14 protein-coding genes and 1 pseudogene are annotated in these 18,912 nt (G+C 57.0%); 10 read left to right on the top strand and 5 right to left on the bottom strand.

The genetic code is table 11. The features are described 5' to 3' along the window. The coding region (frdD, locus tag VV869_RS22540) for a fumarate reductase subunit FrdD (RefSeq protein ID WP_337737192.1) at window positions 1-214 on the top strand (214 nt) is incomplete at its 5' end. A gap of 141 nt (window positions 215-355) precedes the next feature. On the opposite strand, the gene efp is transcribed toward frdD, so the two are convergent. Beyond that, on the bottom strand, window positions 356-922 hold the full coding sequence (efp, locus tag VV869_RS22535) for an elongation factor P (protein ID WP_337737191.1): 567 nt from the start codon (window positions 920-922) through the stop codon (window positions 356-358). Window positions 923-955: 33 nt separating this feature from the next. Between efp and epmB the strand changes: the two genes are divergently transcribed. The 4 genes from epmB (at window position 956) to VV869_RS22515 (ending at window position 6,063) form a co-directional block, all read left to right on the top strand. Then, window positions 956-1,978: an EF-P beta-lysylation protein EpmB gene (gene epmB, locus VV869_RS22530; protein WP_337737190.1), complete on the top strand. Its 1,023-nt coding sequence runs from the start codon at window positions 956-958 to the stop codon at window positions 1,976-1,978. Between the two features lie 188 nt (window positions 1,979-2,166). Beyond that, window positions 2,167-3,786 carry a methyl-accepting chemotaxis protein gene (locus VV869_RS22525; RefSeq protein ID WP_337737189.1) on the top strand — a complete coding sequence of 540 codons (1,620 nt, stop codon included), beginning with the start codon at window positions 2,167-2,169 and terminating at the stop codon, window positions 3,784-3,786. A 713-nt stretch (window positions 3,787-4,499) separates the two neighbouring features. After that, entirely contained in the window at window positions 4,500-5,405 is a 906-nt protein-coding gene (rimK, locus tag VV869_RS22520; RefSeq protein WP_337737188.1) for a 30S ribosomal protein S6--L-glutamate ligase, read from the top strand. Between the two features lie 115 nt (window positions 5,406-5,520). After that, a complete protein-coding gene (locus VV869_RS22515; protein ID WP_337737187.1) occupies window positions 5,521-6,063 on the top strand; it encodes an MgtC/SapB family protein in 543 nt (180 codons plus the stop codon). A gap of 497 nt (window positions 6,064-6,560) precedes the next feature. On the opposite strand, the gene groL is transcribed toward VV869_RS22515, so the two are convergent. Continuing rightward, window positions 6,561-8,207: a chaperonin GroEL gene (gene groL, locus VV869_RS22510; protein WP_337737186.1), complete on the bottom strand. Its 1,647-nt coding sequence runs from the start codon at window positions 8,205-8,207 to the stop codon at window positions 6,561-6,563. Between the two features lie 41 nt (window positions 8,208-8,248). Next, complete coding sequence (locus VV869_RS22505) at window positions 8,249-8,539, bottom strand: co-chaperone GroES (protein ID WP_075768202.1); 291 nt, start codon at window positions 8,537-8,539, stop codon at window positions 8,249-8,251. A gap of 195 nt (window positions 8,540-8,734) precedes the next feature. Between VV869_RS22505 and VV869_RS22500 the strand changes: the two genes are divergently transcribed. Beyond that, window positions 8,735-10,120 (top strand): MATE family efflux transporter, encoded by a 1,386-nt coding sequence (locus VV869_RS22500; protein WP_337737185.1) that lies wholly within the window; start codon window positions 8,735-8,737, stop codon window positions 10,118-10,120. A 95-nt stretch (window positions 10,121-10,215) separates the two neighbouring features. Here VV869_RS22500 and VV869_RS22495 read toward each other — a convergent pair whose 3' ends face one another. Then, window positions 10,216-10,749: an FxsA family protein gene (locus tag VV869_RS22495; RefSeq protein ID WP_337737184.1), complete on the bottom strand. Its 534-nt coding sequence runs from the start codon at window positions 10,747-10,749 to the stop codon at window positions 10,216-10,218. 347 nt (window positions 10,750-11,096) lie between these two features. Between VV869_RS22495 and VV869_RS22490 the strand changes: the two genes are divergently transcribed. The 4 genes from VV869_RS22490 (at window position 11,097) to VV869_RS22475 (ending at window position 16,052) form a co-directional block, all read left to right on the top strand. Next, entirely contained in the window at window positions 11,097-12,986 is a 1,890-nt protein-coding gene (locus VV869_RS22490) for a protein-disulfide reductase DsbD (protein ID WP_443147360.1), read from the top strand. Between the two features lie 233 nt (window positions 12,987-13,219). Further along, window positions 13,220-13,855, top strand: a complete 636-nt coding sequence (locus VV869_RS22485; RefSeq protein WP_337737181.1) for a response regulator transcription factor — start codon at window positions 13,220-13,222, stop codon at window positions 13,853-13,855. Window positions 13,856-14,072: 217 nt separating this feature from the next. After that, window positions 14,073-14,339, top strand: a complete 267-nt coding sequence (locus tag VV869_RS22480; RefSeq protein WP_261601153.1) for a DUF4212 domain-containing protein — start codon at window positions 14,073-14,075, stop codon at window positions 14,337-14,339. A gap of 9 nt (window positions 14,340-14,348) precedes the next feature. After that, window positions 14,349-16,052: a sodium:solute symporter family protein gene (locus VV869_RS22475; RefSeq protein ID WP_337737180.1), complete on the top strand. Its 1,704-nt coding sequence runs from the start codon at window positions 14,349-14,351 to the stop codon at window positions 16,050-16,052. A gap of 61 nt (window positions 16,053-16,113) precedes the next feature. Here the strand turns inward: VV869_RS22475 and VV869_RS22470 are convergent. Then, a pseudogene (locus VV869_RS22470) lies at window positions 16,114-18,888 on the bottom strand (hybrid sensor histidine kinase/response regulator); the annotation flags it as partial. Window positions 18,889-18,912 lie beyond the last annotated feature (24 nt).

The following is an 18,912-nucleotide window of genomic DNA, read 5'->3' as shown; positions in this document are numbered from 1 at the left end:
GAGCTACGAGCGCGTCTCCGGCTTTGTCACCAGCATTATCGGCGCCCTGTTCACCATCGCGACGCTGGCGCTGCCGATGTGGCACGCCATGCACCGCGTGCACCACGGCATGCACGATCTGAAATTCCACACCGGTGTTGCCGGCAAAGTGGCTTGCTACGCCTCGGCGTTTCTGATCTCGGCCCTGGCGGTGATTTTCGTTTTCATGGTTTAACCCCCAAACAGAGCCCATAAAAAAGCACCGCCGGCGGTGCTTTTTTCATTTCATCTGACGCGATTTCAGGAAGAGAAGCCCCTGACAACAGGCATCAAAAAAGGCCGCCGCGGCGACCTTTTTTTTATGCTATCGAGTAGCTTATTTTACGCGGCTGACGTACTCAGCAGAGCGCGTATCGACCTTGATCACTTCACCGATCTGGATGAACAGTGGCACACGAACCACAGCACCGGTGGTCAGTGTCGCCGGCTTACCGCCAGTACCCTGCGTATCCCCTTTCAGACCTGGATCGGTTTCAACCACTTCCAGCTCAACAAAGTTTGGTGGAGTCACAGCGATTGGGTTACCGTTCCACAGCGTCAGCGTACAGGTGTTGTTCTCAACCAGCCACTTCGCGTTGTCGCCAACCGCTTTGGTATCCGCTGCGATTTGCTCAAACGTCTCGTTGTTCATGAAGTGGAAGAATTCACCGTCGCTGTACAGGTAATCCAGCTCGTTATCAACGACATCAGCCGCTTCAACAGAATCGCCAGATTTAAAAGTCTTCTCAAGAACCTTGCCAGAAAGCAGCTTGCGGATTTTAACGCGGTTGAAAGCCTGGCCTTTACCTGGCTTCACAAATTCATTTTCGATAATGACACATGGTTCATTATCTAGCATAATTTTCATTCCGCCGCGGAATTCATTGGTGCTGAAAGACGCCATTTCTATCCTCTTAACATCTTCGAGTTGTAATTAATGCCGCATATCATAACCCGAAACGCCGCAACTGTTGAGCAAAACTGGCTCAATGATCTGGCGAATGCGATATCTGATCCCTTTCAGTTGTTAACCACCCTGAAAATTGATCCGGCCCCATGGGAAAAAGGGCTGGCGGCCCGGAAGTTGTTTGCACTGCGTGTCCCTTTGAGCTTTGTCGAAAGAATGGAAATTGGCAACCCGTATGATCCCTTACTGCGTCAGGTGTTGCCCCTGGAAGAAGAGTTTGAGGTCCATGACGGCTATTCCCATGATCCGCTCGAAGAGCAGGACAATGCGATTCCCGGGCTGTTGCATAAATACAAGAACCGGGTCCTGCTGATCACCAAAGGGGGCTGTGCGGTCAATTGCCGCTACTGTTTCCGCCGCCATTTTCCGTACCAGGACAACCAGGGTGGCAAGCGCAACTGGCAGGTCGCCCTGGATTATGTCGCCGCGCAACCGGAGATCAACGAAGTGATCCTCTCCGGCGGCGATCCCCTGATGGCCAAAGACAGTGAACTGCGCTGGCTGGTTGAGCACATCAGCCAGATCCCGCATATCAAGCGCCTGCGGATCCACACCCGGCTGCCGGTGGTCCTGCCGTCCCGGATCACCGATGAGCTGTGTGAGCTGCTACAACACAGCCGCCTGCAAACCATTTTAGTCACCCATATCAACCACGCCAATGAGCTCAATGATGAGTTGCGCCTAGCGATGGCGAAGCTGAAACAGGCCCGAGTCACCCTGCTCAATCAGAGTGTGCTGCTCAAAGGGATCAACGATTCAGTCGGCGCGCTGGTTCAGCTCAGCGAAGCCCTGTTTGATGCCGGCATTTTGCCTTACTATTTGCATGTGCTGGACAAAGTACAGGGCGCGGCGCATTTTATGGTCGATGATACCCGCGCCCGCCAATTGATGGCCGGACTGCTGGAGCAGGTCTCCGGTTACCTGGTGCCGAAACTGACCCGGGAAATCGGTGGACGGCGCAGCAAGACCCCGCTGGATTTACACCTTGAATAAATCCCGGCTGGATTGCTGAATAAGGCAGAAAAGCTGCCTTATTCAGCTCGTAATACTTAAAAACTCTATTTTTCAAACGAATGATTTAATAATTTTGCTCGCAAGCCGCTAATAACAGATACAATGCACGCAAAATGGAACGGATATCACGTTTTGCATTAATTAGCGCAATATTAAGTCATTCATATATGAACCTAACAAATAAACTGTCTGCCAGCTTTGCCGGCCTTTCTCTCACCATCATTCTGCTACTTTCTTTCCTGTCCTACGATTTCCTGAAAGAATCGACGCTACAGCGCCTCAATGAGCAGTTGCTCACGGCAGCCAACGCGACCGATCATATTGTCGGACAGCAGGCCCATAACCAGTTGGAGAACGCCTCCCCCGCGAACTATGATACCGTTTCACGCCGGTTAGCCGATTTTATCCAAGCCTCAGGGCTGGACTGGGCCTACGCCACCGTCAAACGGGGCAACCGCGTGTACTACACCTACATCAACCAAACCCAGGAAGAGCTGCAAAGCGGTCGCTACCAAAACTGGTACCTGGAAGAATATAAAGTGGTCCCGAAAATGCTCCATGCGGCATTTGACACCCACCAAATTCAGTTTGAGGACTACCAGGGTGAATACGGACGCTACCGGTCGATTTTCCTGCCGTTTTACAATCAACAGGGCGAACTCTACGTCATTGGGGTCGATATTTCGCTGAGCGACGTCGATCAAATGCTCAACAACGCGCTGAAGCAAACCGCGGTGGTCGCCCTGCTGGTGTTAATCGCAGCATTGATCGCCGCCCGGTTCATCGCCGTCCCGATTGTTTCCCCCATCAACGCCCTGTATGCCGTGCTGGTTGATATTGCCAACGGCAACTGGGATCTGACCCGCCGCGTGAGCGTGACCACACGCGACGAAATCGGCAAAATGTCAGAAGCATTCAACACCTTCATGGCAGCCCTGCGCGAGCGAATGTTAGAAGTCAACCAGTCGACTGAAAGCGTCGCGGCCATTACCGCCCAGCTGGATCCGCTGGTCAGCGCCATCACCCAGCGTTCGATTGCCCAGGCCGACAATGTCGGGAACAGCGCAACCGCTATTGAAGAGCTGGCAACCAGCTCGCAAAGTATTTCCACGGTCGTAGGGCACGCCAACCAGCAAATGCTGAACTTTGAACTGCATACCGATACCACGGTGGCCGCCATTAACGAGGCTGTGATCGGGATGCAGCGCGTTCAGCGAGAAACCAATGAACTGGCCGATAAACTGCGCCAGCTCGACGGCCGCGCCGTCGAAATCAACTCGATTCTGGAAGTGATCAAAGGCATTGCCGATCAAACCAACCTGCTGGCGCTCAATGCAGCCATCGAAGCCGCCCGGGCAGGCGCACAGGGCAGAGGGTTTGCCGTGGTTGCAGATGAAGTGCGCCAACTGTCTGAGCGAACGGCAAAAGCCACCATCGAAATCAGTAAGATGATCAATGCGATTCAGCATGACACGTCAGGGGCGACCGAAACCATGCAATCTGCCGTGGTTCAGGTGGACAACTGTGTGCAGCATGCAGCGCAAGCCAACACCACGTTAGGGGGATTCCGCAGTGAAATCACTCAAATTACCCACGGCATGGATGAAATTACAGAATCCGTGCGTGAGCAGGCTTGTGCTGCAGAGCACCTGTCCGCCAACGTGGCTGATCTCAGCAGCAGCGCAGATGACAACCGCACTTCGACCGAAGAAGCCAAGCAAGGCGTAGAAGAGCTGAAGCGCCGCTCCTGCAGCCTGCGGGATGTGGTGCAACTCTTTCGTTTCTAACTAAAATTGCGGCAGACGCGATCCCAGCTGCTGCCGACCACCATGAGGCGAGATGACTGCATCTCGCCTCATGCTCCGAATCGAACCCTCGCCCGTCCGGGCATCGCCGTACAGCTTTCCCAAATAAAATCACCCTTTTCCAGATCAAAATTCAACTCAATGTAATCACTCAAAAATAACTCAATAAATACCTGTTTTTATTTATATTTTTTATTGTGCAGCTTTTTTAGCGATTTTCCCTGTCAACACAGTTCAGCGTTTTAATGGCCATGATGTCATGTTAATCCCGCGACAGCTGCAACTGTCGTGTTAACAGCATCAGTAACCGCAACAGTCAGAGCAACTGCGCCACAGATCAGAATGTACAGCTCCAAGAGCAAGAAGCACCAATTTGGTGAACAAAAACAACCACCGATAGCCGCCTTTAAAAAACACACATAAGCTATTGAAATAAAACACATAAAAACCTGTACAGCTTTTTCAGGTTTTTTCCGGATAAACCACACGGCCCGTCACAGGCTAAATACTCATCAGAGAGTCACCTCATTTCGCCATATCCATTAGCTTTTTCTCTCATGAACATTAAAAAATATCATCGTCGAACCACTCGATTTTTACCCCGTGGGAGCGCATAGTCGCGCTCCATACTGTGGACAATGAAGATAGCCAAACTTCGCCGCCCGCAGGCTTCCCAGACTTTTATGAGTATCGCAATGAAAATTGGCATCCTTTCCCAAAACGAGAACCTGTATTCCACCCGACGTTTACGCGAAGCGATTGAAGCACGCGGCCATGAGGCTGTGATCATCAATGCGTTGCGTTGCTATATGAACATCAACTCGGTCCAACCCTCGATCCATTTTGAGGGCAATGATTTGACGGGCTTTGATGCCATCATTCCCCGCATTGGAGCTGATATCACCTTCTATGGGTGCTCTGTCCTGCGCCAGTTTGAAATGATGGGGGTTTTCTCGGTAAACCAGTCCATTGCGATCAGCCGCTCCCGGGACAAACTTCGCTCATTGCAGCTGCTCAGCCGCAAAGGCGTCGGCATGCCCATTACCGGCTTTGCCAGCAAACCGGACGATATTCCGGATTTGATCAAGATGGTCGGCGGCGCACCGCTGGTGATCAAGCTGCTGGAGGGCACCCAGGGCATCGGCGTCGTGCTGGCAGAAACCCATAAAGCGGCCGAGAGCGTGATCGAAGCCTTTATGGGCCTGAAAGCCAACATTATGGTGCAGGAATACATCAAGGAAGCCGGTGGCGCCGATATTCGCTGCCTGGTGATTGGCGACAAGGTGATTGCCTCCATGAAACGCCAGGCGGCAGAAGGCGAGTTTCGCTCCAACCTGCACCGCGGCGGCAGCGCATCGCTGATCCGGATCACCCCGGCAGAGCGCAAAACCGCCGTCGCCGCCGCCAAAGCCATGGGGCTGAGTGTTGCAGGGGTTGATTTGCTACGCTCCGAGCGCGGTCCGCTGGTGATGGAGGTCAACTCATCTCCGGGACTGGAAGGGATTGAAACGGCCACTGGCAAAGATATCGCCGGGATGATTATCGAGCATATCGAGAAAAATGCGGTGAAGAAAAGCCGTCGTCAGCTGGCGCACCAGTAAGCCGGGCGCTATCCCAACGGGATGATGCGACAAAACACGGACGGCAACGCACGGCAAATGCGTTGCCGTGCTGCCTTTGAGAACCCCACACCATTCATTTTAGGAGGATACGGGGATGTTACCTGACATCACCCCATTTAGCTGGCCGGCACTGTTGCAGTGCGGTGTTTGCGGTGCCCTGATTGGCCTGGAACGCCAACTGCGCGGCAAACCGGTTGGGATCCGTACTTCAACCCTGATTATTGTCGGCACCTACTGCTTCATCATGCTGGGGCGGACCCTGTCGACCAGCAATGCCGATCTGGCACGAGTCGTCGCCCAGGTGATCACCGGCATCGGCTTTCTCGGCGCCGGCGTGATGATGAACCGGGACGGGCAAATTCACGGCGTGACCTCAGCCGCCGTCGTCTGGATGCTCGCCGCGCTTGGGATCACCATCGGCCTGGACCACGGACAAACTGCCGTGATCATGACCGGCCTGGTGATTGGCCTGTTGCTCGGCGTCGACAAGCTGGAAAACAGCCTGCGCTTTTTGCGAAAAGGGGTCCATGCTCACTGGGCTGATCGCCACCGCCGCAAAAAAGTCGCGCGACCGCAAGCCGCTGACTCGGCAGAAGCCCCTCCGGCCACGGAAGCCGATGAATCCCACCGGCAATAAACCAGGTCTACACGTGCACCAAATCGAACTTCGTACATCGAAAAGGTGCACATTTTCCACCTCAGGAAAACCCAGCCCTGTATAACACGTAAATTGCTGTTTTAGCTAGATTATTTAAACGTGCAGCTTTTTCAGTACTTTTCCAAACAAGCTGCTTACCCGCGGATCACGCCTTTCCTTGCTCATCTTCATCTTCATCCGTATCCATGTACAGCAAAACAAGAACAAGACAGCAAAAAGATGTACAAATAACAAGCCTGGAAAAACGCTCCAAACACAAGATTTAAGTGATTGTTTTTAAATAACTTTAACTGCGTGCAGCTTTTCGGGCTTTTTTACCGTTCAACCCGAGCTACCCGGTATTCCCCCGCTAATCCTCCCATTTTTAACCGCACCTTTGGTCTGCGGCAAAACGCTACAAACAGAAAAACGACAGGCATAAAAAACGGAGGCATAAGCCTCCGTTTTTCAAAGAGATAGTGTGGACTATCAGCGGATTACATCATGCCGCCCATGCCACCCATACCGCCCATGCCGCCCATGTCAGGCATTGATGAGCCAGAGTCTTGTGGTGCATCAGTCACCATCGCTTCGGTGGTGATCATCAGACCTGCCACAGAAGCGGCGAACTGCAGTGCAGAACGGGTTACTTTCGTTGGGTCCAGGATACCCATTTCGATCATGTCGCCGTACTCACCGGTCGCAGCGTTGTAACCGTAGTTCCCCTCGCCAGCACGCACGTTGTTGGCAACAACAGACTCTTCGTCACCGGCGTTCTTGGTGATTTGACGGATTGGTGCTTCCATCGCACGCAGGGCAACACGGATACCCACGTTCTGCTCTTCGTTCGCGCCTTCAAGGCCAGCAACTTTAGAAGCAGCACGGATCAGGGCAACACCACCACCAGCGACCACGCCTTCTTCAACCGCAGCACGGGTCGCGTGCAGGGCATCTTCAACGCGGTCTTTCTTCTCTTTCATTTCAACTTCAGTCGCTGCGCCGACTTTGATCACCGCAACACCACCTGCCAGTTTCGCCACGCGCTCCTGCAGTTTTTCTTTGTCGTAGTCTGAAGTTGCATCTTCGATTTGCTGGCGAATTTGCGCCACGCGGCCAGCAATCATCGCTTCTTCACCCACACCGTCAATAATAGTGGTGTTTTCTTTGGTGATAGTCACGCGCTTGGCCTGACCCAGATCTTCCAGCTGAACTTTTTCCAACTCCAGACCGATTTCTTCAGAAATCACGGTACCGGCAGTCAGCACTGCGATATCTTGCAGCATCGCTTTACGACGGTCACCAAAACCAGGTGCCTTCACCGCAGCAACTTTCACGATACCACGCATGTTGTTCACAACCAGGGTCGCCAGCGCTTCGCCTTCTACATCTTCAGCGATGATCAGCAGCGGACGAGAGGCTTTTGCAACGGCTTCCAGTGCTGGCAGCAGTTCACGGATGTTCGAGATTTTCTTGTCAACCAGCAGAATGAATGGGTTTTCCAGATCAACTGAACCCGCTTCCTGGTTGTTGATGAAATATGGTGACAGGTAGCCGCGGTCGAACTGCATGCCTTCAACGACGTCCAGCTCATCGTGCAGTGCCTGACCTTCTTCAACGGTGATCACACCGTCGCGGCCCACTTTTTCCATCGCTTCAGCAATGATGTTGCCAACAGTCTCATCAGAGTTGGCAGAAATCGTACCGACCTGGGCAATCGCCTTGGTGTCTTCACATGGCACAGACAGCGCTTTCAGCTCTTCAACCGCAGCCGTAACCGCTTTATCAATGCCGCGCTTCAGATCCATTGGGTTCATGCCCGCTGCGACCGCTTTCAAACCTTCGGTGATGATCGCCTGAGCCAGAACGGTGGCTGTTGTGGTACCGTCACCGGCTGCATCGTTGGCTTGAGAAGCAACTTCTTTCACCATTTGCGCACCCATGTTCTGGAACTTGTCTTCCAGCTCGATTTCACGAGCCACAGAAACACCATCTTTGGTGATGGTTGGGGCACCGAACGACTTGTCCAGAACCACGTTACGGCCTTTCGGGCCCAACGTGACTTTTACGGCATCGGCCAGAACGTTGACACCTTCCAGCATTTTTACGCGAGCGTCGTTACCAAATTTTACGTCTTTAGCAGCCATCTTTATCTTCCTTTCTTCATTCTTAGTTTGAGGTGAACGGATTATTCAACGATTGCCATGATGTCGTTTTCAGACATGATCAGGACTTCTTTACCGTCGATCTTCTCAGACTTCGTGCCGTAGCCTTCTGCAAAGATCACAGTATCACCAACTTTGACGTCCAGCGGCTGAACGGTGCCGTTTTCCAGAATGCGGCCTTTACCCACTGCCAGCACGGTACCGCGGGTAGATTTTTCTGCTGCTGAACCAGTTAGAACGATGCCGCCCGCTGACTTAGATTCAACTTCCTGGCGCTCAACGATAACTCGGTCATGTAATGGACGAATGTTCATCGGTCGTCTCTCCTGATTTTTGGTAATATCCATACGTTATATAGGAACAGTGTCTAATGACACTGACTCTTTCTGATACCTAATCATGTTGGGACGTTTTTTCGGATCCCAAGCCCCCAACAAGATTTTTTTCAAAATTTTCTCGCAGATTTTTTGCCCGCTCACACTCTTTGCATTAGGGTAAGCGGGCATTCCATGACCGAGACCACTATGGCCACAGAAAAACAGGCAGACAAGCACGGGCTGCTCACCGCGCCCATTCCCGATGTGCTGCGGCGCTTAACCATTCCGATGATATTCGGCATGGTGGCGATTCTCATGTTCAACCTGGTCGATACCTTCTTTATTTCACTGCTCGGCACCGAAGCCCTGGCGGCGGTCAGCTTCACTTTTCCGGTCACCTTTGCGCTCAACTGCATCACCATGGGGGTCAGTGTCGGGCTCTCGACCCGGATTGGTCGTCTGCTCGGCAGTGGCGATCCCCAAAGTGCCGCCCGCTTTGCCACCCACGGCCTGCTGCTGGCAATGATTTTGATGCTGATTGCCGCCAGCCTCGGCCTGCTCAGCATTGAGCCGCTGTTTACCCTGATCGGCGCCAGCCCGGAGCTGCTGCCGACCATCAAGGACTATATGCAGATCTGGTACCTGGCGATCCCGCTGCTGGTGATCCCGATGGCCGGCAACAGCGCCATCCGGGCCACCGGCGATGCCCAGGCCCCGGCCAAGATCATGATGCTGGCCGGGGTGATCAACGGGGTACTCGACCCCTTGCTGATCTTCGGCTACGGCCCGTTCCCCGAACTGGGCGTGCAGGGCGCGGCAATTTCCAGCGGGATCAGCTGGGCCTTTGCCCTCAGCCGGTCGCTGTATATTCTGATCCGCCGTGAACAGCTGCTGGCCTGGCCGCAACTACGCTGGCTGCGCCAGGACTGGCACCAAATCATGCAGGTCGGCACCCCAGCCGCCCTGTCAAATGCCCTGAATCCGCTGTCGGGCGCGCTGCTGATGTCGCTACTGGCCGCTCAAGGCACCGCTTCGGTCGCAGCCTACGGCGCGGCCATGCGGATTGAATCGATACTGGTGATCGTCATGATGGCCCTCGGCTCCGCCCTGATGCCGTTTATGGCCCAGAACCTCGGCGCCGCCAAACCCGACCGGGCTTTCCAGGCCCTGTTTACCGCGATGCGCTTTGCCATCCTGTTCCAGTTGCTGGTGTTTATCATGATGGTGCCGCTGAGCTGGCCGCTTTCGTCCCTGTTCAGCCAGGATGCCGAGGTGCAGCAGCAACTCTGGCACTACCTGATCGTGGTGCCGGTCAGTTACGGCATGCAGGCGGTGTGTATGCTGCTGATCAGCGCCCTCAATGCCCTGCACCAATCCCTCCACGCGTTGGTGTGGAACCTGTTGCGCCTGTTTGCCTTCTTGCTCCCGGCCGCCTGGATCGGCAGCCTGCTCGGCGGCACGGAGGGCCTGTTCATCGGCATTGCCATCGCCAATCTGCTCAGCGGTATCGGCGCTTACCTTTATGCCCTGCGCCTGCGCCGGACCCTGACCGGGCCCGCCATCGAACCCGGTCAATAAAGACGCCCCACCAACATCGCGGTCGTGCTCTCCGGCCACAGCGCACCAAACAAAAAGGCAACCCGAAGGTTGCCTTGTTGCTATCTGCGCCGCGTTTAGTGCAGGCGGTGGTTGTCATCCGATTTTTCTTTGTCTTTACGCTCGAACTCACCGTCAAAGACATCGCCACCTGATGGGCGGGAATTGAACGGATCGTCCTGGCGATCAAACGGTCCATGGCCCTGGAAGCCCTGATCGCCACCGAACCCGGCCCCGAATCCGGTGCCCATGCTCCGTACTTTCACCTTACTCATCAGCTGCTTGGCCAGCATGGCACGCGGCCCCGGCAGCAACACCAGCATCCCCAGCGCATCGGTCATAAAGCCCGGGGTCAGCAACAACACGCCGGCCACCGCCAGCATCACGCCTTCAACAATCTGCTGTGCCGGCAGCTCGCCTTGCTGCAGGCGCTGCTGCACCGACATCAGGGTGGCAATCCCCTGGCTCCGGACCAGGGACGCCCCGACAACCGCGGTGATCAGCACCAGAGCAATGGTCGGCCACAGCCCCAGAAATCCCCCCACCTGGATAAACAGGGCAATCTCAATAATCGGAACAACAATAAACAGAAACAATAAAACAGGAAACACGAGTCACCCCTTTGTGGTTGGTGTCGGTGGCATCAGATCGTCTGCACATGTCTCCATGTGGCTGTCTTCCAGTGCCTTCTCTTCCTTTTATAGTGGGAGGGATACGGTTGCGAGTCAAAGGGCAAAGTGTAGCAAATGTTAACGGCCCCTCAGAAATCCAGACAAAATATCCGGGAAATTGATGTGCTGATGAAACCAAACGCTGAACAACTCGGTCTGAGAGAGTATAGTGATCCCCCGGATGGTTCGGCCGCGCGTCATTCGCCCCGCCGAACCTGCCGACCACCTGCGGCATTGATATGCTTTCATTATTCAGGGAGCCTCAGACGCTGAGCCAGACCATCATGATGAACAGAAAAATACCTAACGGACGCTCCCGCTTTGCGGCAGTCCTTGCGCTAACCGGCCTGCTCCTGTCAGGCCTGACGAGTTCGCCGCTGCAAGCGGCCTTTAACCTCCCGGGCCTGTCGGGGAGTCCGACGAACCAATTCGTCACGGTTGACGAAGCCTTCCCGTTTAACTTCAGCCAGCAGGGCGGTGTCGTCTACCTCGACTGGCAGGTCAAACCCGGCTACTACCTCTACCAGCACCAGCTGTCGGTCTCCTCGGACACCGCCCGCCTCGGGACACTCAGTATTCCAAGCGGCAAGCCTTATCACGACGAGTTCTTCGGCGAAGTAAACATTTACACCGAACCACTCACCGTCACCGTCCCGCTGCTCGAAGCCGGCGATAGCGCCACCCTGACCGTGCGCTACCAAGGGTGTGCTGAAGCCGGGTTCTGTTACCCGCCGGAGGTCCGTCAGGTGCCGCTCTCGGCCGTGACCGCTCGCCAGGACACCGGGACGGCGGGAACGACGTCCGCCGATCTTCTGCCTGACCGCCAACGTGCGACTTCGCCAGTCAGCACCAACTCACAACGCAAAACCAGTGCCCAGGCAAGCGCGACTATCCAAGCCGCTGCCCCGGCCTCCGAGCAGGATCAGCTGGCCAGCGATCTGGCCGAGCAATGGTGGACCCCGCTGGTCTTCCTGGCTCTGGGGATCGGGCTGGCCTTTACCCCCTGCGTGCTGCCGATGTACCCGATCCTGACCGGGATTGTGCTGGGCAACGGCCAGCTCAGCCCGGGCCGCACCTTCCGCCTGGCCTTCACTTACGTTCAGGGCATGGCGCTGACCTACACGCTGCTGGGCCTGGTGGTCGCGTCCGCCGGGATGCAGTTCCAGGCCGCGCTGCAACACCCGTATGTACTGATGGGCCTGAGCGTGCTGTTCGTCGCGCTGGCGCTGTCGATGTTCGGAGCCTATTCCCTGCAACTGCCGAGCAGTCTCCAGACCTGGCTGAGCCAGCAAAGTAACAAGCAACAGGGTGGCCACGGCGGCGGGGTCTTCGTGATGGGGGCGATCTCCGGCCTGGTCTGCTCCCCCTGCACCACCGCCCCGCTGTCCGGCGCGCTGATTTACGTTGCCCAGAGCGGGGACTTACTCACCGGAGCCATCGCCCTGTATGCACTGGCCATCGGGATGGGGATCCCGCTGATCCTGGCGGCGATGTTCGGCAATAAACTGCTGCCGAAAGCCGGCCTGTGGATGAACCATGTCAAAGTCTTCTTCGGCTTCATCCTGCTCGCGGTGCCAATCTTCCTGCTCGAGCGCATCCTGCCGCACGCCGTGGTGCCTTACCTGTGGTCGCTGCTGGGACTGGCGGCCTTCGGCTGGCTCTACCATGTCAAAAGCACGCTCGCCGTCTCCTGGCGCAGCAGTGCCCTGGCGGTGGTCGCGATTGTCGGCCTGCTGGGTGCCGCGCAGCCGCTGCTCAGCGCCCTGCTCGGCCAGCCCATGAGCGAGCCGGCGGCTCCGGCGGTCGAGTTCAAGCAAGTGGCCAGTGTCGCCGAGCTGAACCAGGCCCTGGCTGCGGCCAAGGCCGAAGGAAAACCGGTGATGCTGGATTTTTACGCCGACTGGTGTGTGGCCTGCAAAGAGTTTGAAAAGTACACCTTCCACGACCCGGCGGTGGCCCCGCAGCTCGGTCGGTTTGTGCTGCTGCAGGCGGATGTCACCCGCAACACCCCGGCTGATTTTGACTTGCTGCAACAGATGAATGTGCTGGGGCTGCCGACCCTGGATTTCTGGGATGCCCGGGGCAACAAGCTCAGCCAAGCCCGGCTGACCGGGTTTATGGAAGCCGATCCGTTCCTGACCCACCTGCAAAACCACCAGCTGGTGAGCCCGAAATAACCCTCTCGCGACCCCTTACTGCGCACCCCCGGGTGCGCAGTGTGTTTCTCAGACCAACCTTTCAACCGCAGCCTGTCCCGGAAACCCTCCCCCATGCCGGTGCATCACCAGGGCTGCCGCCGATTACATCCTGTCTCGCCCGGGGCTGATCCAGCTCCGATCTTGTGTGTTAACAAATTGATCTACGCTATAAGCAGTGATAGCTTGATGAAAAACAATGAGAAACAACTGCCATGGACGCTCAGTACACGATTGTGATTGCCGATGATCACCCGCTGTTTCGCAATGCCCTGTTTCAGTCAGTGCACATGGCGATCAGTGGCGCTAACCTGCTGGAAGCAGATTCCCTCGATACCCTACTCGCCCTGCTCGACAAAGAGCCCGACATCGACCTGATTTTGCTGGATTTGAAAATGCCCGGCGCCAACGGCATGTCCGGACTGATCCAACTGCGCAGCCGCTACCCCGACTTGCCGATTGTGGTGATTTCCGCCAGCGAGGAAACCAGCGTGATCCGCCAGGTCCGCAGCCACGGCGCCTTCGGCTTTATTCCCAAATCCAGCGATATGCGGGCGCTGATCGGCGCGCTGAACCAGGTGCTGGACGGAGAGCCCTTTTTCCCCGAAGGCCTGGGAGAAGATGATGAAGAAACCAATGAGCTGGCCGAGCGGATCGCCACCCTGACCCCGCAGCAATACAAGGTGCTGTGCATGCTCTCAGACGGCCTGCTCAACAAGCAGATCGCCTATGAGCTCAATGTATCGGAAGCGACCATCAAGGCGCATATGACCGCGATCTTCCGCAAACTCGGGGTCAAGAACCGAACCCAGGCGGTGATCCTGCTGCAGCAAATGGATCTGACACCGTAAGCGCGGATCATTTTGGATCCGCGCATTATACTTTCGGCTAAGCCACGTCCGCCGTCCTCCCCCCAATTCTTAGCCTTGTTCACAAAACCGCCGCATTTGGGGCGGTTTTGCCGTTTCCGGCTCGACTAAAGTTGCACAGCTTCCCCACGCGATCGTTGCTATTGTCTGCATGTAACATTTCATTAACGCGATTTCAATGACGTGAAAGGAGATGACAATGGCGTTTGAATCCAAGGAGCAGGCACAAGCCTATTGGAAAGAAAATCTCAGTACCATGGGCACCCTACTGGCGATCTGGTTCCTCGTGTCGTACGGCGCAGGGGTGTTGTTTGTCGATGCCCTCAATGCCATCCACCTCGGCGGCTTCAAGCTGGGGTTCTGGTTTTCCCAGCAGGGCTCAATCTACACCTTTGTGGCCCTGATTTTTATTTATGTCGTCCGTATGAATGCGCTCGACCGTAAATTTAACGTTCAAGAAGATTAAGAGGTGCTCATGGATATCCAAACCTGGACGTTTATCTTAGTGGGCATCACCTTTGCCCTGTATATCGGGATCGCCATCTGGGCCCGTGCCGGCTCCACCAGTGAATTCTACGTCGCCGGTGGTGGCGTCCACCCAATCGCCAACGGGATGGCCACCGCAGCCGACTGGATGTCGGCTGCCTCCTTCATCTCCATGGCCGGGATCATCTCTTTCGTCGGTTATGACGGCGGGGTGTACCTGATGGGCTGGACCGGTGGCTACGTGCTGCTGGCGCTGTGTCTGGCCCCTTACCTGCGTAAGTTCGGTCAGTTCACGGTGCCGGACTTCATTGGCGAGCGTTACTATTCAAGAACTGCCCGTATGGTTGCCGTCTTCTGTGCCATCTTCGTTTCCTTTACCTATGTGGCAGGCCAAATGCGTGGCGTGGGCGTGGTCTTTGCCCGCTTCCTGGAAGTCGACATCAACCTGGGAATCATCATCGGGATGGCCATCGTGTTCTTCTACGCGGTACTCGGCGGCATGAAAGGGATCACCTACACCCAGGTGGCGCAGTTCTGCGTGCTGATTTTCGCCTTCCTGGTGCCGGCGATCTTCACCTCCATCATGATGACCGGGAACCCGCTGCCGCAAATCGGCATGGGCTCAACCATTACCGGCACTGAAACCTACCTGATGGATAAGCTGGACGGACTAACCACGGAGCTCGGCTTTACCGCCTATACCGACGGCTCGAAGAGCATGGTCGATGTGTTCTTCATCACCGCGGCGCTGATGGTCGGGACCGCCGGTCTGCCACACGTCATCATCCGCTTCTTCACCGTACCGCGTGTACGTGACGCACGGATCTCTGCGGGCTGGGCCCTGCTGTTTATCTCGCTGCTGTACACCACAGCCCCTGCCGTTGCCGCCTTTGCCCGCGTCAACATGATCGAGACCATCAACGGTCCGCAGAACCAGGGCGTCCTGGCCGAAGAAGCACCAAGCTGGGTGACCAACTGGGAAGCCACCGGCCTGGTGAAATGGGAAGATAAAAACGGCGACGGCCGGATGTTCTACTCCGGTGACGAGCGCAACGAAATGAACATCAACCGCGATATCATCGTGCTGGCAAGCCCTGAGCTGGCGAAACTGCCGAACTGGGTTGTGGCCCTGCTGGCCGCCGGTGGCCTGGCTGCCGCGCTGTCGACCGCTGCCGGTCTGCTGCTGGTGATTTCCACCTCGGTCTCTCACGACCTGCTCAAGAAAGGCTTCAAGCCGAATATGACGGACAAACAGGAACTGCTCGCCGCCCGGATCGGTGCTGCGGCTGCCGTCATCGGTGCCGGTTACCTGGGGATCAACCCACCAGGATTCGTGGCTCAGGTGGTCGCCTTTGCCTTCGGTCTGGCAGCGGCATCCTTCTTCCCGGCCATTATCCTGGGGATCTTCTATAAGAAGATGAACAAGGAAGGCGCGATTGCCGGGATGTTGACCGGGATCCTGTTCACCGCCTCGTACATCGTGTACTTCAAGTTCATCAACCCGGCTGCCAGCACGCCTGAAAACTGGTGGTTCGGTATCAGCCCGGAAGGGATTGGTACGCTGGGGATGTGTCTGAACTTCGTGGTTTCGATTGTCGTGAACAAGTTCACCGCCGAAGTCCCGACCGAAGTCCAGGATATGGTGGAGTCCATTCGCTATCCGAAAGGGGCCGGAGCTGCGCACGATCACTAAGCGCAAACCCCGAACCCAAACCTCAAAACAAAACGGAGCCTCGGCTCCGTTTTTTCATGCATCAACCCGTGTGCCCCGGCTCCTGGGCGGTTTCGCGCCGATGCTGGTTCAGCAACGCCCGCAGCTTGAGCGGCTTGACCGGTTTGCTGATAAAGCCAAAGCCGTGTCCCCGGATTGCCTGCTGGATTTCATCGGTGCGGTCGGCACTGATCACCACCCCCTTGAAGGTTTTGCCGAGACGCAGACAGCACTGATGCAGCACCTGCAAGCCGGTTTGCTGATGGGTCAGGTGGTAATCACTCAACACAAAATCCGGCCGCCAGCCGTCATCCAGCCGCTGCATCGCCTGCGACACCGTTTCGGCCAGACGCACTTCACAGCCCCAGCGCGACAACAGGCTGTCCATCCCCAGCAAAATATCCGGCTCATTATCGACACACAGCACTTTCAGCCCGGCCAGCGGTGCCGACACCGGCGCGACCGGATCCGAGACAACCGGCGCCACCGCCACACCGCGCGCAACCCCCAGTTCAAATACTGTGCCCTGCCCCGGCCAGGAACGCATGGCCAGCGGGTGGTTGAGCACCCGGCAGATGCCGCGGGCAATTGCCAGTCCCAGCCCCAGGCCATGGTCGACTCCGTTGCGTTCAATCCGAGTAAACTCTTCAAAGATATGGGCCTGCTTCTCCTCCGGGATCCCCGGGCCGTTATCCCACACCTGAATTTGCAGCCGCTCTGCCGAGCGCCGGATCCCGAGCACCACCTTACCGCCCGGATTGTAACGAAAAGCGTTGGTCAGAAAGTTCTGCAAGGCCCGACGCAGCAGCTTGGGATCAGACACAATCACCGCCCGGCTGTTGACCACCTTAAAGGTGAGCCCCTGCTCACGGGCCAGGGCGCTGAACTCGGCGCTGAGAGTATCGAGCACTTCACTGGCCGGGAACGCACGCACATTCACCTGCAACTTACCCGCCTCCAGCCGTGACACATCCAGCAGATCGCCAATCAGATCTTCCGCGCCCCCCAGGGCACTTTCGATATGCTGGGCCAGCTTCACCACCTCCGCCACCGCCTGCGGATCCTTGGCCACCTCGGTCAGGGAGGACGAAAACAGCCGGGCAGCATTGAGCGGCTGCATCAAATCATGGCTGACCGCGGCCAGAAACCGGCTTTTGGAGTGGGCCTGGTGCTCTGCCTGCTGCGTCGCTGAGACCAGCTGACGGTTAAGCAGTTCCAGTTCGCGGGTCCGCTGCCGCACCCGGGCTTCCAGGTTTTCATTGGCTTCCTTCAGCGCCTCTTCCGCCAGGCGGAAATCCGTAATATCGGAAAAGCTCATCACAAAGCCCCCGCCGGGCATCGGATTGCCCTGCACTTCAATCACCTGCCCGTCGGGACGGATCCGCGACGAGGTATGGGCCGTGCCCCGTTTCAGGTGCTCGACCCGCTTGGCGACATGCCGCTCCGGATCGCCCGGGCCACACAGCCCCTGCTGAGCGTTATGGCGGATCACATCGGCAATCGGCCGCCCGACCTGGATCAGCCCCGGCGGAAACGAAAACAGCTCCAGGTAACGCTGGTTCCAAGCCACCAGCCGCAGCTGTTTGTCGACCACCGCAATGCCCTGACTGATATGTTCAATCGCCCCCTGCAACAGCCCGCGACTGAAATCGAACAGCTCCGACGCCTCGTCGACAATCGTCGCCACCTCTTCCAGCTGCATGTTGCGCCCCTGCAGGGCCGAGGTCAGCACCAGCCGTGCCGAGGAGGCCCCGAAGACCCCCGCCAGCACCCGCTCGGTATGGCGGATCAGCGTGGCCGGCGCCTGTTGCTGCGGCAGCAAGTCGGCGTGGTGCTGCTCGGCAAACTGCGAGAAGGCATAACGCACCCGCTTGCGGCCGACGAAGCGCGCCGCCAGCATTTCCAGCTCGGCCACCGTCACCCGGGTCTGGTACAGGCTGGCATTCTCCGAGTCCGGCAACGGCGCACCGACGAAGGTCGCCGCCTGCAACCGCTCCGTCAGCGAGGTGCGGGTCAGCAGCGACACCGCGACATACAACGCCAGGTTCACCAGCAGGCTCAGCAGCATGCCCCAATCCACCGGTGCCAGCTGTTTCAGCACCGGCCATTGCGGCGGCGTCAGCAGCCACAGCAGCAGGTTGGTTTCCGCGCTGCCGGCCAGCATCTGGGTCTGGTTCATCATGGTGATGACCCAGATCGCCAATCCACCGAGCATCCCGGCGTACACGCCTTTGCGGTTACCCTCGCGCCAGTAAATCCCGCCGAGCAGCGCCGGGGCAAACTGAGCAATGGCAGCAAACGAGAGAAAACCGATCGCCGACAGCGACTCAATCTCATCCAGCACCTGATGAAAGCCCCAGGCGGCCGTCAGCAGCAGCAGGATCAGGGTCCGGCGCACATTGAGCAGCAGGCCGGAAAACTCGGCGAAATTGCGCCCGGAGATCCGCAGCCGCCGCAGCAGCAGCGGCAACACCAAATCGTTAGACACCATGATGGTCAGGGCAATCGTCGAGACAATTACCATCCCGGTCGCCGCCGACGTCCCGCCGAGGAATGCCAGCAGGGCAATCTCGTCGGCCCCCTGCAACAACGGCAGGTTAATCACATAGGTGTCGGCCACCACGCCCGGCAGCAGGGCCTGGCCGGCCAGCGCCAGCGGCACCACGAACAGTCCCATCAACAGCAGGTAGCCCGGAAACACCCAGCGGGCCAGGTGCAAATCCTGCGCCCGGCTGTTTTCCACCACAATGGTATGAAACTGGCGCGGCAGACAGATAATCGCCGCCATGGTCAGCAGCATATGGATCAGCAGGCTGCCGAAATCCGGGGTGACGGCGGGGGC

Source organism: Photobacterium sp. MCCC 1A19761 (assembly GCF_037389125.1).
Lineage (GTDB): Bacteria > Pseudomonadota > Gammaproteobacteria > Enterobacterales > Vibrionaceae > Photobacterium.
This window is presented reverse-complemented; position numbering and strand designations above follow the sequence as displayed.

Coding starts and splice junctions, on each gene's coding strand:
- efp (WP_337737191.1), bottom strand. CDS start 922: ATGGCGTCTTTCAGCACCAATGAATTCCGCGGCGGAATGAAAATTATG.
- epmB (WP_337737190.1), top strand. CDS start 956: ATGCCGCATATCATAACCCGAAACGCCGCAACTGTTGAGCAAAACTGG.
- VV869_RS22525 (WP_337737189.1), top strand. CDS start 2,167: ATGAACCTAACAAATAAACTGTCTGCCAGCTTTGCCGGCCTTTCTCTC.
- rimK (WP_337737188.1), top strand. CDS start 4,500: ATGAAAATTGGCATCCTTTCCCAAAACGAGAACCTGTATTCCACCCGA.
- VV869_RS22515 (WP_337737187.1), top strand. CDS start 5,521: ATGTTACCTGACATCACCCCATTTAGCTGGCCGGCACTGTTGCAGTGC.
- groL (WP_337737186.1), bottom strand. CDS start 8,207: ATGGCTGCTAAAGACGTAAAATTTGGTAACGACGCTCGCGTAAAAATG.
- VV869_RS22505 (WP_075768202.1), bottom strand. CDS start 8,539: ATGAACATTCGTCCATTACATGACCGAGTTATCGTTGAGCGCCAGGAA.
- VV869_RS22500 (WP_337737185.1), top strand. CDS start 8,735: ATGACCGAGACCACTATGGCCACAGAAAAACAGGCAGACAAGCACGGG.
- VV869_RS22490 (WP_443147360.1), top strand. CDS start 11,097: ATGAACAGAAAAATACCTAACGGACGCTCCCGCTTTGCGGCAGTCCTT.
- VV869_RS22485 (WP_337737181.1), top strand. CDS start 13,220: ATGGACGCTCAGTACACGATTGTGATTGCCGATGATCACCCGCTGTTT.
- VV869_RS22480 (WP_261601153.1), top strand. CDS start 14,073: ATGGCGTTTGAATCCAAGGAGCAGGCACAAGCCTATTGGAAAGAAAAT.
- VV869_RS22475 (WP_337737180.1), top strand. CDS start 14,349: ATGGATATCCAAACCTGGACGTTTATCTTAGTGGGCATCACCTTTGCC.